Source organism: Brevundimonas diminuta 3F5N (genome assembly GCF_900163625.1).
Classification (GTDB): domain Bacteria; phylum Pseudomonadota; class Alphaproteobacteria; order Caulobacterales; family Caulobacteraceae; genus Brevundimonas; species Brevundimonas diminuta_A.
In genome coordinates this window covers 1-13,984 of record NZ_FUIE01000058.1, presented here as the reverse complement: position 1 = coordinate 13,984, position 13,984 = coordinate 1, and the positions used below count along the sequence as shown (strand labels likewise).

The window sequence follows — 13,984 nt, the reverse complement described above, 5'->3', positions numbered from 1 at the left end:
AGACGACGGGCTCGCCGCCCTAGATCAAAAGACGGATCACCGATGACCTTCCGCACCCTCGACGACGTTTCCGACCTTTCAGGCAAGGCCGCCCTGGTCCGCGTGGACTTCAACGTGCCGATGGAGGACGGGAACGTCACCGACGACACTCGACTGAAGGCCGCCCTGCCGACCATCCACCGCCTGCGCGAAGCCGGCGCCAAGGTCGTCCTGCTGGCCCACTTCGACCGTCCCAAGGGCGAGCGCGTGCCGTCGATGAGCCTGAAGCCTGTGGTCGAGCCGCTGGAACTGCTGCTGCACGGCCCCGTCCGCTTCGCCGACGACTGCGTGGGCGATGACGCCAAGGCGGCCGTGGCCGATCTGGACGCGGGCGGCGTGCTGCTGCTGGAGAACGTCCGCTTCCACAAGGGCGAGGAAAAGAACGACCCCGCCTTCGCCCAACAGCTGGCGGAACTGGGCGACCTCTACGTCAACGACGCCTTCTCGGCCGCGCACCGCGCCCACGCCTCGACCGAGGGTCTGGCCCGCCTGTTGCCCGCCTATGCGGGTGAGGCGATGAAGCGTGAGCTTCAGGCGCTGGACGCCGCACTGGGCGCGCCGCAGAAGCCGGTCATCGGCATCGTCGGCGGGGCCAAGGTCTCGACCAAGCTGGACCTGCTGAAGAACCTGGTCGCCAAGCTGGACTACCTGGCCATCGGCGGCGGCATGGCCAACACCTTCCTGTTCGCCCAGGGCGTCGATGTCGGCGGTTCGCTGTGCGAAAAGGATCTGGCCGACACCGCCCGCGAGATCATCGAGGAAGCCCGCCGCCAGGGCTGCGAACTGCTGCTGCCGGTCGATGTGGTGGTGGCCAAGGGCGTCAAGCCGGGCATCGAATCGGGCGTCCGCGCTCTGGACCGCATCGTCGCCGACGACCTGATCCTGGACGCCGGGCCGGAGACGGTCGCCCGCCTGAACCGCGCCATGGACCTGTCGAAGACCCTGATCTGGAACGGCCCGCTGGGCGTGTTCGAGGTTCCGCCCTTCGACAAGGCCACGGTCGAGGCCGCCAAGCACGCCGCCGAACTGGCCAAGTCCGGCAAGCTGGTCGCCGTGGCCGGCGGCGGCGACACGGTCGCAGCCCTGAACCACGCAGGCACGGCCGACGACATGACCTTCGTCTCCACCGCGGGCGGCGCCTTCCTGGAATGGATGGAAGGCAAGGTTCTGCCGGGCGTCGAAGCCCTGCGCGCCGCCTAAAAACGTCAAAGCGAGGGCTGTTCGCAGCCCTCGCCCCTGATGTCCGAAGCTTCAGTCTTCGCCGTCCATATCGACGGCCCGCGCGACCAGATCGCGCCACGTCGGATCGGTGTCGTCCACCAGATCAACGTCGTCCAGCAGGGCCACCGCGCCGCCGCCGTCGGGCAGGATCAGGCCCAGCACTTCCATCAGTTCGCCGTCAGGCCCGACATGGGCCTCGGCCTGAACGATCACAGCCGCCTGTTCGCCGTCGTCTTCCCACCAGATGACCGGCTGGGGCAGTTCCATGTCGATGACGCGCGCCTCTTCGGTGTCGCCCAGGGCGAAGACGGCCTTGCCCGCCTGAACGTCGTCCAGCGTCGCCACCGCGCCCGCGAAGGGCGTCAGCCGCGACCAGTCGTCGACGTCGAAACCGCCGCCGTCTTCATCCAGCGCATCATCGTTCTGGCTCATCGCCGCTCCTTGATCAGACACGCCCGAGGCGTCGCGTCCACTTAGAGGCTGCGCGTCCAAAGTCCACCACGCTTGCGCCCTGTCACATCGGCGTGACTTCCCCCGCTCGAACGGCTAAGACCTCGGGCAAAATCATATCTGGTTCAGGAGACTACCCATGGCGCGCATCACGCTGCGACAACTGCTCGACCACGCGGCGGAGCACGACTACGGCCTGCCCGCCTACAACATCAACAACATGGAGCAGGGCCTGGCCATCATGGAGGCCGCCGACGCCGTGAATGCGCCGGTCATCATCCAGGCCTCGCGCGGCGCCCGCTCCTACGCCAACGACGTCGTCCTGGCCAAGCTGATCGACGCCCTGGCCGAACTGTATCCGCACATCCCGGTCTGTATGCACCAGGACCACGGCAACGGCCCGGCCACCTGCGCCACCGCCATCCAGTACGGCTTCACCTCGGTGATGATGGACGGCTCGCTGGAAGAAGACGCCAAGACGCCCGCCTCCTACGAATACAACGTCGAAGTGACGCGCCGCGTCACCGAGATGGCCCACAGCTGCGGTGTCTCGGTCGAGGGCGAACTGGGCGTGCTGGGCTCGCTGGAGACCGGCATGGGCGAGGCCGAAGACGGCCACGGCTTCGAGGGCAAGCTGGACCACTCGGCCCTGCTGACCGACCCGGATCAGGCCGTCGACTTCGTCAAGGCCACCAAGGTCGACGCCCTGGCCATCGCCATGGGCACCAGCCACGGCGCCTATAAGTTCACGCGCAAGCCGGACGGCGAAGTCCTGGCCATGAACGTGATCGAGGAGATCCACCGCCGCCTGCCCAACACCCACCTGGTGATGCACGGCTCGTCGTCGGTGCCGCAAGACCTGCAGGACATCATCAACGCCTATGGCGGCCAGATGCCCCAGACCTGGGGCGTGCCAGTCGAGGAAATCCAGCGCGGCATCAAGAACGGCGTGCGCAAGGTGAACATCGACACCGACAACCGCATGGCCATGACCGGCGCCATCCGCAAGCTGCTGACCGAGAAGCCGGGCGAGTTCGACCCCCGCGCCTATCTAAAGCCCGCCAAGGAAGCCATGCGCAAGCTGTGCCAGGAGCGCTACCTGCAGTTCGGCTGCGAAGGCATGGCCTCCAAGATCAAGCCGCTGTCCACGGCCCAGATGGCCAAGCGCTACGCCGGCGGCGAACTGGACCCGCGCATCGGCTGATCGCCGGTCGCAGTCTGATCAGATTGAAACGCCCGCCTCCGTCGACCGGAGGCGGGCGTCTTCATATTCACCAGACGCCGTAACGGCCATCCAGCATGCGTCGCACCGCCCGCAGCTCGACCTCGGCGTAGCGCAGGTCGTCTTCGGCCCGGCGCGCGGCGCGATGCGCGTCGTCCAGTTCGCCCTCGACCTCGCGAATGCGGTTGCGGATACGCTGGCGCTCTTCGGAGGTCAGGCCTTCCTGACGCAGTTCGCGCCGCTTGGCGTCCAGCTTGTCCTCGCGGCTTTCGATGCGACGGATCGCCGAGTTCAGCGCGCTTTCGGCCGAAGAGACCGCCTGCTCCACCTCATAGAGCTGTCGCCCGTCGCGATGCGCGGGCACGAAGGCCCGCTCTTCCGCCGGGGAACAGACGCCCTGATAGGTTCCGCCCGCACGCCCCGCGCGGAAACCGTTCTCCCAGGTGCAGTAGGTCCGCAGTCCGTCCTCGCGCGCCGACATATAGGCGCTCATGTTCGGGCTGACGCCGTGCTTGGCGCAGGCCTTGGCGTGGTCATCCAGACGGCTGGACGGACGCCCCTCCGCGCCATCGCGATAGCCCTGCCCGCCCCAGTCGCCGACCATGCATTGGCCTTCGCTCATCGTGGCGCAGCCCGACAACAGGACGACGCTCGATACCGCAATGACGGCGGCGGTGAGCAACTTCATTTAGTCTTCTCCATAGCAGGCCGCGCCTGAGGTCCGATGACGCCTCTTCACGCAAGCCGTGCTATTTCACACTATGGCCGATGAACCTTTGCTGATGGAAGACGACGAAACGCCGGACGTGCTTAACGCGCGCATCGACGCCCCCGGCGTGCGCCTGGACAAGGCCCTGGCCGAGGCCTTCCCGACCCTGTCGCGCGCCCGGCTTCAGGCCCTGTTGGCCGAAGGCGCCGTCACCCGCGACGGTCAGGCGATCTCCAACGGCTCGGCCAAGACCCAGCCTGGCCTCTATGCCGTCGCCTTGCCGCCGGTCGCCCCGGCCACGCCTCAGCCCGAGGTCATCCCTCTGACCGTCCTGTTCGAGGACGCCGACCTGATCGTCATCGACAAGGCCCCCGGCATGGCCGCCCACCCCGCGCCCGGCTGCGAGACCGGCACCCTGGTCAACGCCCTCCTGGCCCACTGCGGCGACAGCCTGTCCGGCATCGGCGGCGTGGCCCGTCCCGGCATCGTCCATCGCCTCGACAAAGACACTTCCGGCGTCATGGTCGCCGCCAAGTCCGACCCCGCTCATGCAGGGCTGTCCGCCCTGTTCGCGACCCACGACATCGAGCGCACCTATGTGGCCCTTACGCGCGGCGCGCCCACGCCCGAGAAAGGCCGCATCCAGACCCAAATCGGCCGTTCCAGCGGCGACCGCAAGAAGATGGCCGTGCTGCGCTCCGGCGGACGCGAGGCCATCACCGACTATGTGGTTCAGCAGACATTCGGCCGCCCCGCCAAGGCCTCCAACGCCCCCCTGGCGGCCCGCGTCGCCTGCACCCTGCACACCGGCCGCACCCATCAGATCCGCGTCCATATGGCGTCCAAGGGCGCGCCCCTGCTCGGCGATCCCGTCTACGGCTCGGGCAGCCCCGCCGCCCCCGTCCGCGCCGCCGTCGAGGCGTCCGGCCTGAAACGCCAGGCCCTGCACGCCGCCGTCCTCGGCTTCGTCCATCCCGTCACCGGCCAGGCGCTGCGCTTCGAAACCGCCCCGCCAGAGGATATGCAACGGCTGGAAGCCCTGCTGGCCGAGCTCTGACGCTCTGCCCCGGCGTCGCGGCTGCGCCAAACTGTCCGCTTTATTAGCAACAATATCTGTGCTAGATAATCCGCCACGGTGAACGGCCAGGGGTCGCCGCCGAATTGGGACAATCCGCCCCTTTCGCTTCGGGCAACGGATTCCCATCTTGTCAGTTGAGGGGCGAGGTGATGATGCACGTCATGTGGTCGGAACCGTAGCGCCAGCTCATGCAGCCGGAGGGACCATATGGCCAACAATACGCTGACGGTGATGTCGCCTGAACAGGGACTGTCCCGTTATCTTACGGAAATCCGTAAGTTTCCCATGCTGACCAAGGATGAGGAGTTCATGCTCGCCAAACGGTGGAGCGAACACCAGGATCCTGAGGCCGCCCACCGTCTCGTGACCTCTCACCTGCGCCTCGTGGCCAAGATCGCCATGGGTTATCGCGGCTACGGCCTGCCGATCGGCGAGGTGATCTCCGAGGGCAACGTCGGCCTGATGCAGGCCGTCAAGAAATTCGATCCCGACAAGGGCTTCCGCCTGGCGACCTACGCCATGTGGTGGATTCGCGCGTCCATTCAGGAATACATCCTGCGCTCCTGGTCGCTCGTGAAGATGGGCACCACGGCGGCGCAGAAGAAGCTGTTCTTCAACCTGCGCAAGGCCAAGAGCCAGATCTCGGCTTTCGAGGAAGGCGACCTGCACCCGGAACACCTGGCGGCCATCGCCACCAAGCTGGGCGTGTCGGAAGAAGAAGTCACCAACATGAACCGCCGCCTCGGCGGCGACGCCTCGCTGAACGCCCCGCTGCGCGCGGACGGCGAAAGCGAGTGGCAGGACTGGCTGGCCGACGACAACGCCGTCAGCCAGGAGACTCAACTCGCTGAAAACGAGGAGAAGTCGATCCGCATGAGCCTGCTGCAAGAGGCCATGGAGGAACTGACCGACCGCGAGAAGCACATCCTGACCGAACGCCGCCTCAAGGACGACCCGGTCACGCTGGAGGAGCTCGCCGGCCAGTACGGCGTCAGCCGCGAGCGCGTGCGTCAGATCGAGGTGCGCGCCTTCGAAAAGCTGCAGAAAGCCATGCGGGCTGCGGCTGAGGAACGGAACCTGGTCGACGCCTGACGTCGACCCATCTCTCCCCCTACCCCGCCCGCGCCAGGGTCTCGGGCGGCGCCAGCTTCAGCACCGCCTGAACCGGCGCCGTCAGGGCGGCCTTGGTCGGCGCGCCGGCGGCCAGCACCGTATCCAGCCCCGCCGCGGCGATCGCCAGCGGCGCATCGCCGGTCTTGATGGCCAGGGCCTTCAGCGTCTCCGCCTGCTGCTTGATAGCCCGCACGGCCTGCATCGGATCGCTGTCGAACTGCGTCAGGGCCGAGAACAGGATCCGCATCGCCTGATCCTTGACCGCCACGGCGGCTTCCGCGCCGGAACGCGGCTTGTCCGCCTTGCGCTTCTGCGGCCCGGCGTAATCGTCCGAGTTGAAGCGTCGCCGATCCGGCCCGACATAGCCCACCGCCTCGACCCAATCGCGCGGCTTGGTCGCCAGGTTCTCGATCCGCCGTTGCAGATCGCCGCTGGTGAAGGGCTTTCTCAGGAACTCGTGCACGCCGGAATCGCGCGCGCCCTTGATGGCGCTGGCGGTCGCCTCGGCCGTCACCATGATGATCGGCGCGCGTCGGCACGACAGGCTGGAGCGACGGATACGCCGCACCAGGGCCTCGCCGTCCAGCTTCGGTCCCGCCCGCTCGGTGCAGATCAGGCCCGGCTCCATCTCGCGCGCCAGGTCCAGCACCCGCGCCTCGTCGCCCTCGACCACGATCTCGCGCGATCCGAACCCCTTCAACAGGTCCATCAGCAGGCGCGCGGCGGCGGGATTGGGGTCAACGATCAGCACGCGCCGAACCACCGGCGCGATCCTCTGTATCGTTTTGGCGTCTAGGGCGAACACGGGGCGAGCTCCATTTCAGAGCCCGACCCTATGCCTCACGGGTTAAGGCGTCGTTGCCTCGACCAAAAATGTAAATCTAGCCTTGGAACAAGTCGCGCATCAGGCCTCCGTTTCAAGGGTTATCCTTGGAACGGATCGCGCATCAGGATGGTGTCGTCCCGTTCGGGGCTGGTCGACAGCAGGGCCACCGGCGCGCCGATCAGCTCCTCGATCCGCCGCACATACTTCAGCGCATGGGCGTTCAGGTCCTTGAAGCTGCGGACGCCGCCCGTGCTTTCCGTCCAGCCTTCCAGCTCTTCGAACACCGGTTCGGCCGAGGCCTGATCTTTCAGGCTCGACGGCAGATAATCCAGCACCTCGCCATTGATGCGATAGCCGACGCAGATCTTCAGCGTCTTCAGGCCGTCCAGCACGTCCAGCTTGGTCAGGGCGATGCCGTCGATGCCGTTGATCGCCACCGACTGGCGCACCAGCACCGCGTCGAACCAGCCGCAGCGGCGCGCCCGGCCCGTGTTCACCCCGACCTCGCGGCCGACGACCGCCAGATGCTCGCCGACCTCGTCGTTCAGTTCACAGGCGAAGGGGCCTTCGCCCACGCGGGTCGTATAGGCCTTCACGATGCCCAGCACGTATCCGACGCCGCGCGGGCCGACGCCCGACCCCGCCGCCGCCTGTCCAGCGATGGTGTTGGAGCTGGTCACATAGGGATAGGTGCCGTGATCCACGTCCAGGAAGGCGCCCTGCGCCCCCTCGAACAGCACGCGCTTGCCCGCCTTCTGCGCGGCGTCCAGCACGCGCCACGCCGGTTTGACGTAAGGCAGGATCTTCGGCGCGATCTCCAGCAGTTGCGCCAGCAGCGCCGCCGGGTCGATCGGCTCCAGCCCCAGACCCGCGCGCAGCGGATCATGGTGCGAGCGCAGGCGGTCGATCTTGATCTTCAGGTCGTCTTCATTGGCCAGGTCGCAGACGCGAATGGCGCGGCGGCCGACCTTATCCTCATAGGCCGGGCCGATGCCGCGGCCGGTCGTGCCGATCTTGGCGCCCGGCGCGCTGGCGGCCGCCTCGCGCGCCACGTCCAGCGCCGGATGGATCGGCAGGATCAGGCAGGCGTTGTCGGCGATGGTCAGGATGTCGGGGGTGATGGCCACGCCCTGCGCCTGGATTTTCTCGATCTCGCCGACCAGATGCCAGGGATCGACGACCACGCCGTTGCCGATGATCGAAGGCTTGCCCTGCACCACGCCCGACGGCAGCAATGCGAGTTTGTAGACCTTGCCGTCGACGACCAGCGTATGCCCGGCGTTATGGCCGCCCTGGAACCGCACGACCATGTCGGCCCGGTTCGACAACCAGTCGACAATCTTGCCTTTGCCCTCGTCGCCCCATTGGGCGCCGACTACTGCGACGTTCGCCAAGATCGTTTCTCCGCAATCCAGAATGCGGTGGGAGCCTATAACCCCTGAATCGTCCGGAGTCGCCCCCCAAAGGGCACGGAATGGGCCGCAGAATTATCCGACCCGTTCACCGACCGCCGTCTGGAACGCCCATTCCAGCCACGGCGTCGCGGCCACGACGTCCGCCGTCTCTATCGTGCAGCCGCACCACAGGCGCAGGCCCGGCGGAGCGTAGCGGTGCGGCTCCATGTCATAGACCGCCCCCTCGTCTTCCAGCAGCGCCTTGAACCGCTTCACAAAGGCCTTCTGTCCCGCCTCATCCATCGCCGCGATGCGCGGATCGACGAACTTCAGGCAGACCGAAGTGGTCGAGCGGATGTCCGGTCGTTCCGGCAGGAAGTCGATCCAGTCGGTCCGCTCCACCCACTCGGCCAGAGCCGCATAGTTGGCGTCGGTACGCGCGATCAGCGCAGGCAATCCGCCCACGACCTTGGCCCAGTCCAGCGCATCGATCCAGTCCTCGATGGTCAGGACCGAGAAGGTGTTCATCACCACCCCGTCCGCCAGGGTCCGGTCAAAGCCCTTCTTGTCGACGATCCGAAGCACCTTGGGCACCGCCCGGTCCGGACGATACGCATCCAGCCGCGCCACGGCGCGCGGCGACAGCACCATCAGGCCGATGCCCGCCTCGCCGCCCAGCGCCTTCTGGAAGCTGAAGGTCGTCACATCCAGCTTGTCCCACGGCAGATCCATCGCAAACGCTGCCGAGGTCGCGTCGCAGATGGTCAGCCCCTCGCGATCATCAGCGATCCAGTCGCCGTTCGGCACGCGCACGCCCGAGGTCGTACCGTTCCAGGGAAACACCACGTCCTTCTTGGGATCGACCTGGGACAGGTCCGGCAGCTCGCCCCAGGGCGCCGTCAGCACTTCCGGCTCCAGCTCCAGGTGGTCGCGCACGTCGGTCGCCCAGACCTGGCCGAAATTCTCATAGGCGACGACCTGCACCGGCCGCTCGCCCAGCATGCACCACAGCGCCGCCTCGACCGCGCCCGTGTCAGACCCCGGCGTATAGAGCAGCACATAGTCGTCCGGCGGGCTCAGCACCTCGCGCGTCAGCTTCAGCCCATAGGCGAAGCGTTCGACCACCTCCGGCGCGCGGATGCCCCGGCCCATCAGATTGGTCGGCAGCCCCGCCAGCGACCAGCCCGGACGCTTGGCCGTCGGCCCGGCCGAAAACCAGGGGCGAGCGGGCTTGGCGGCGGGCTTGGGCGTCATGACGGTCTCTGAAGTCTCGGGGAGGAGAAGAAAGGAAGCGAAGCCCTTAGGCCATCAACGGCCTGGCTTGTAGGGCCGGCGCTCACGCCATTCGGTCGCAAACCGGACCAGTTCGTCGTCCGGCGTTTCCGGCAGCGTCACCACCAGCCGGGCCAGCAGATCGCCGCGCTTGCCATTCGCATAGGCGCCGCGCGCCTTCAGCCGCAGCACCTTGCCCGAGTTCGAGCCCTTGGGGATGGTCATCATCACCGCGCCTTCGGGCGTCGGCACCTGGATCTTGCCGCCCAGAACCGCGTCGGGGACCGACACCGCCAGGTCCATCGTCAGATCGGCCCCGTCGCGCTTGAACACCGGATGCGGCTGGATGCGAAGCTCGATCAGGGCGTCGCCCGCCTGCCCCCCGCGTCCCGGCGCGCCCTGGCCCTTAAGCCGGATCACCTGGCCTTCGGCAGCGCCTTTGGGGATCGCCACGTCCAGCATCCGCCCATCCGAGAACTGGATGCGCCGCGTCGTCCCGGCGATGGCGTCCTCCAGGCTGATATCCAGCGTCGCGCGCACGTCCTGCCCGCGCCCGCCGCCGAAACCGCGCCCGGCCCCCCGTCCGCCGCCGAAGGCCCCGAAGATGTCCTCCAAGTCGATGTCGTCAAAGCTGGCGCGCCCTCCGGGGCCGCCTTCGCCGCGCCCGCCGAAGCCAAAGCCGCCGGGCCGTCCGCCCTGCGCTCCGCCGCCGAAGCCGCGGAACTGCTCGCGTCCATCGGCGTCGATCTCGCCGCGATCATATTTGGCGCGCTTCTCAGCGTCGCCCAGCAGGTCGAAGGCGGCGGTGATGCGCTTGAACCGTTCTTCGGCCGGCTTGTCGCCGGGGTTCTTGTCGGGGTGCAGTTCCTTGGCCAGCTTGCGGAACGCCTTCTTGATCTCGTCCGCGCTCGCGCCCTTGGAAACGCCTAGTTCCTGATAGGGATCGCCAGCCAATTTTCGCTCCACTCGGATCAATACGGACCAGAGCGTCAGTTAAGCCATGCGCCCGCCCGCCGAAAGGGGCCGACATGGTTTAGATCGGCAGGTTCAGCGGAACTATCGCCTCCGTTCCCCAGCCATACCCGTCGCCCCGCTGGGCCACGGCGACCCGCACGCCCGCCCCGAAGCCGCCCGGAAAGTCCCCCGCGACCTCAGCCGCCCCATAAACGGCCTCCAATCCCTCGACCTCCCAGATCCGGCGCACGACCGCGCCGTCCAGCACCCGCACCCTAAAACGCCTCGGATCAACTTCGACCGGCTCGCCCTCCCAGCCGTCGCCGCCCAGACGCACGCGCGGCAACCAGTTCAACCGCCACCCGCCGCCCTGCGCCGTCGCCCGTAGGTGCGCCGGTCGCCACGGCGCCGCGTTCCGGTTGCTCCATACGAAGCCGACCTCCGTCGTCCCCGTCCCGCCCGGCGGCGCGCCCACAGGCCCCGCCCGCCAGATTCGAGGCAATCCGCGCTCGACCGCATCAACCTCGGCGCGCGGCGTGCCGCGCTCCAGCATAACGACCAGCGCCCCCGCTTCCGCCCCGCCCGCGGCCGCCTCCTCCGTCCCCTGCTGTCCGCGCAACAGGCCGCCCAACCGCCACACGTCGCCGCCGACCAGTTCGGCCCGACGGAACTGCACCAACTCCCATCCGTCGACACTCCGCACCGCCAGCAGATTGGCGCCCGACAGCACCGCCTCGGCCGGTCGGTTCTGCGGCGCCTGCCCCTCGATCCGCACGGTCAGCACGCCCGTCTCGTCCCAGCGCCCGACCACGCCGGGCCGCAAAGCCGCCGTCAGCGTCCCCACCGTCGCTGGCGTCTCCACCACCGCCCTCTGCGTCAGACTGTCGACCGAGGCCCCGCCATGCAGCGCCATCGGCGTCCACGGCTCGGCCGCCGCCGCGACCACCGGCCGCCCGTCCGCCTCCTCCCCCGGCAGGGGCGGCAAGTCCAGCAGCATCAGGAACGGCGCCCCCGGCGTCGCAACCCCGCCGCCGTCGCCGCGCCAGTCCTCCGGCGCATCCACGACCGCCACCTCGACCACCGGCGCCAACACCGCGCTGGGCGTCTCGTCCCAGTCCAGCCGCTCGATGCGCCAGTCGCCCGCATGCCCCTCCACCGCCGTCACATCGCCCGGCTCCAGCCTCAGCGCCTCCAGCGGCCCCAGCTTCAACGTCAGACGCTCCGCCGCCTCGCCCTGCAACAGCCGCTGCGCCGCCGCCGTCGCCAGCCCGGCCCCGACCACGGCGGGCAGGGCCGCATCCACGCCGCCGCCCTCGCCGTCGCCGCGCACTGTCGCCACGCCCAGCTGATAATCCGCCGCCTCGTCGATGAAGCGCAGCCGCGCCGCGCCGGGCCGAGGCGTCAGCCGCCGATCCGCCGCCTCGCTCCCGCCCTTGTCAGGCAGAGCCAGCACCGCCTGCTGCAGCGTCATCTCCCGCGCCGTCTCGCCCAGCACGGCCACCCGACCGTCGCGCTCGGCCGTCGTCGCCCCCAGTGCTTGCACCAACGGCGACAGCGCATCCTTCGTCGCCATCGGCCGGTCGATGACATAGCCCGTCACCGCACCGTCCACCGCCCCGACCGCATAGTCCGTCTCGCTCAGGCCGCCGCGCTTCAGGATCGCCTCGATCAGCCCCCGCGCATCGCCGCCCATCCGCCCGTTCAGCCAGTGCCCCGTGCGCCAGGCGCCCGCGTCCGCCCACACCTCGCCCAGCGCCGGAAACGCCGGATAGGGCCGCGCGTCCCAGCACCAGACGTCCGCCCCCTGCAGCATCGCCCCGCCATAGACGCCCGAGATCGGATTGTTCGCCGGCTGGGCATAATGCGTCAGCACCGCCTCGATCAGCCGCCGCTGCATCCGGTCATCGCGGGCGCCCGTCGAGTGCGGCGGCAGGGCGTTCTCGCTGCTCTTCGGGTCCTGAAACAGGTTCGGCGCATTGCCCCCGCGATCCACCGCCGCACAGCCGAACTCGGTCAGCCGGATCGGCTTCATCCCCGGAACCCAGGCCGTCGGCGCCGCCTGCCGCACCCCGCCGACGCGCTCATGGTGCCGGTTCGACCACCAGCCCTTCAGATCCTTGTAGCGCCAGATCCAGTCCTCGCCGTGGGCGCCGTCCGTGATCACCGTGCGCCGCTGCGCCGCCCGATCCGCCGCGCTGGCGTAGAACCAGTCATACCCTTCGCCGCCCGCGACCTGCGCCGCCAGATAGGCCGGGTCTGACGCCCCCTTGAACGCTTGCCCATCCAGGCCGCCTGCGCCCCCGCGCCAGTCGCCCATCGGCGGATACCAGTCGATGCCGACGTAATCGATATTCGGGTCCGCCCACAGCGGGTCAAGGTGAAACCTTGCCTCTCCACCCCTCTGCCAACCGAAATACTCCGACCAGTCGGCGGCGTAACTCAGCTTTACCCCCGCCCCGACCACCGCCCGGCACTCGGCCGCCAGCGCCCTGAACTGCGCCACCGCCGGAAAGCCCCCGTCGGCATCGCGCGTCCACGTCAGCCCCCGCATCTCCGAGCCGATCAGCAGGCCGTCCGCCCCCTCTTCGGCGGCGATCCGGGCGTAGTGCAGCGCCAGCCGCCTCAAGCCCCAACCGCCCGCCGTCCCGAACAGGGCCGCGACCTCGGCCGTCGCCCCCGCGCCGTCCGTCCCAGCGATCCGCCCCCGCCACGGATAGCCGGGGCAGTCCATGAAGACGAAGGGATACAGCGTCACCTCCAGCCCGCGCGCCTTCAGCGCCCGGATCGCCTGTCGCACGCTGTCGTCCGACGGAGTCCCGCCATAGGCCGGGCCGCCATCCGTCTGCGAGATCAGGTGCCCATCCGCGCGCGTCACCCCCGCCACGCTCCAGGCCAGCGGCCGGGTCGGCTTGTCGCGCCGCTCCACCCCTGGCCGGATACGGCAGTGACCCATCCGCACGTCGTCGCCAAACCAGCCGACCACCAGACTGACCCGCTTCAACCTCTGTGCCTGGGCCGTCAGCTGATCCAGCGAGGCCTCCAGGTCGGTCTGACCCGCCGTCAGGTGCACGTTCTCGGGCGTGGATTTCGCCAGCCCCTCGCGCCGCATCACCGGCTCCGTCGCCAGGCAGAACTCCCCCGCGCCGGGGATCAGGCACACCCCCTCCAGTCGGTCCTCCAACTGCGGCTCAGCCCCCTGCGGCCGCCGAAACACCTCGAACGCCAATTGCGGCGGCCGGTCGCCATAAGCATCTAGCGGCAGATCCTCGAACACCACATAGGCCGTCCCGCGATAGGCGGGCGACCGTCCCTCCACCGCCTCGATCAGCGGATCGGGCAATTGATCCTCGGTCCCGCGATGCAGCCGCATCGTCACGCCCGCCATGTCCATCGGCTGGCCGTCGGCCCACACCCGGCCGATCCCGTCGATCGGCCCCTCGCACAGGGCCACGGCGAAGCTCAGCGAATAGGCGTAGTCGACCGTCTTCCGCCCGCCCTTGCCGCCCGACCGCTTCTCTTTGCGCTCCAGAAAGCGCGCCGCCCAGATCACCTGCCCGACCATGCGCGCCCGTCCGAAGACGCAGGCCATCGGCGCCCCCTCGGCCGAGGATTGCAGCTTCAGCCCCTCCAGCCTCGGCCCAACCTGCCGCGCGGGCGACAGGCCGGCGACCAGCCAGTTGTCCGCCGCCCGCGCGGCAGGTTGGGC

The 13,984-nt window shown here is 68.8% G+C and carries 11 protein-coding genes; 4 read left to right on the top strand and 7 right to left on the bottom strand.

The window, feature by feature from the left end; genetic code table 11:
* Window positions 1-42 precede the first annotated feature (42 nt).
* A complete protein-coding gene (locus tag FM111_RS11440) occupies window positions 43-1,239 on the top strand; it encodes a phosphoglycerate kinase (RefSeq protein ID WP_087141069.1) in 1,197 nt (398 codons plus the stop codon).
* Between the two features lie 51 nt (window positions 1,240-1,290).
* Here FM111_RS11440 and FM111_RS11435 read toward each other — a convergent pair whose 3' ends face one another.
* Complete coding sequence (locus FM111_RS11435) at window positions 1,291-1,692, bottom strand: hypothetical protein (RefSeq protein WP_087141068.1); 402 nt, start codon at window positions 1,690-1,692, stop codon at window positions 1,291-1,293.
* A gap of 157 nt (window positions 1,693-1,849) precedes the next feature.
* On the opposite strand from FM111_RS11435, the gene fba reads away from it, so the two are divergent.
* Window positions 1,850-2,914 carry a class II fructose-bisphosphate aldolase gene (gene fba / locus FM111_RS11430; protein ID WP_087141067.1) on the top strand — a complete coding sequence of 355 codons (1,065 nt, stop codon included), beginning with the start codon at window positions 1,850-1,852 and terminating at the stop codon, window positions 2,912-2,914.
* Between the two features lie 67 nt (window positions 2,915-2,981).
* Here the strand turns inward: fba and FM111_RS11425 are convergent, their stop codons facing one another.
* On the bottom strand, window positions 2,982-3,620 hold the full coding sequence (locus tag FM111_RS11425; RefSeq protein ID WP_087141066.1) for a DUF2799 domain-containing protein: 639 nt from the start codon (window positions 3,618-3,620) through the stop codon (window positions 2,982-2,984).
* Window positions 3,621-3,714: 94 nt separating this feature from the next.
* On the opposite strand from FM111_RS11425, the gene FM111_RS11420 reads away from it, so the two are divergent.
* Entirely contained in the window at window positions 3,715-4,698 is a 984-nt protein-coding gene (locus FM111_RS11420; protein ID WP_256968229.1) for an RluA family pseudouridine synthase, read from the top strand.
* Window positions 4,699-4,926: 228 nt separating this feature from the next.
* A complete protein-coding gene (rpoH, locus tag FM111_RS11415; protein ID WP_087141064.1) occupies window positions 4,927-5,811 on the top strand; it encodes an RNA polymerase sigma factor RpoH in 885 nt (294 codons plus the stop codon).
* A gap of 19 nt (window positions 5,812-5,830) precedes the next feature.
* On the opposite strand, the gene FM111_RS11410 is transcribed toward rpoH, so the two are convergent.
* The 5 genes from FM111_RS11410 to FM111_RS11390 all read right to left on the bottom strand — a co-directional run.
* Window positions 5,831-6,637 (bottom strand): response regulator, encoded by an 807-nt coding sequence (locus tag FM111_RS11410; RefSeq protein WP_087141063.1) that lies wholly within the window; start codon window positions 6,635-6,637, stop codon window positions 5,831-5,833.
* A 119-nt stretch (window positions 6,638-6,756) separates the two neighbouring features.
* Window positions 6,757-8,052 (bottom strand): adenylosuccinate synthase, encoded by a 1,296-nt coding sequence (locus FM111_RS11405; RefSeq protein ID WP_040345924.1) that lies wholly within the window; start codon window positions 8,050-8,052, stop codon window positions 6,757-6,759.
* A 93-nt stretch (window positions 8,053-8,145) separates the two neighbouring features.
* Window positions 8,146-9,306, bottom strand: a complete 1,161-nt coding sequence (locus tag FM111_RS11400) for a phosphoserine transaminase (protein WP_087141062.1) — start codon at window positions 9,304-9,306, stop codon at window positions 8,146-8,148.
* 54 nt (window positions 9,307-9,360) lie between these two features.
* A complete protein-coding gene (locus tag FM111_RS11395; RefSeq protein WP_087141061.1) occupies window positions 9,361-10,278 on the bottom strand; it encodes a DnaJ C-terminal domain-containing protein in 918 nt (305 codons plus the stop codon).
* A gap of 79 nt (window positions 10,279-10,357) precedes the next feature.
* A partial coding sequence (locus FM111_RS11390; protein ID WP_143276106.1) for a baseplate multidomain protein megatron occupies window positions 10,358-13,984 on the bottom strand: 3,627 nt, incomplete at its 5' end.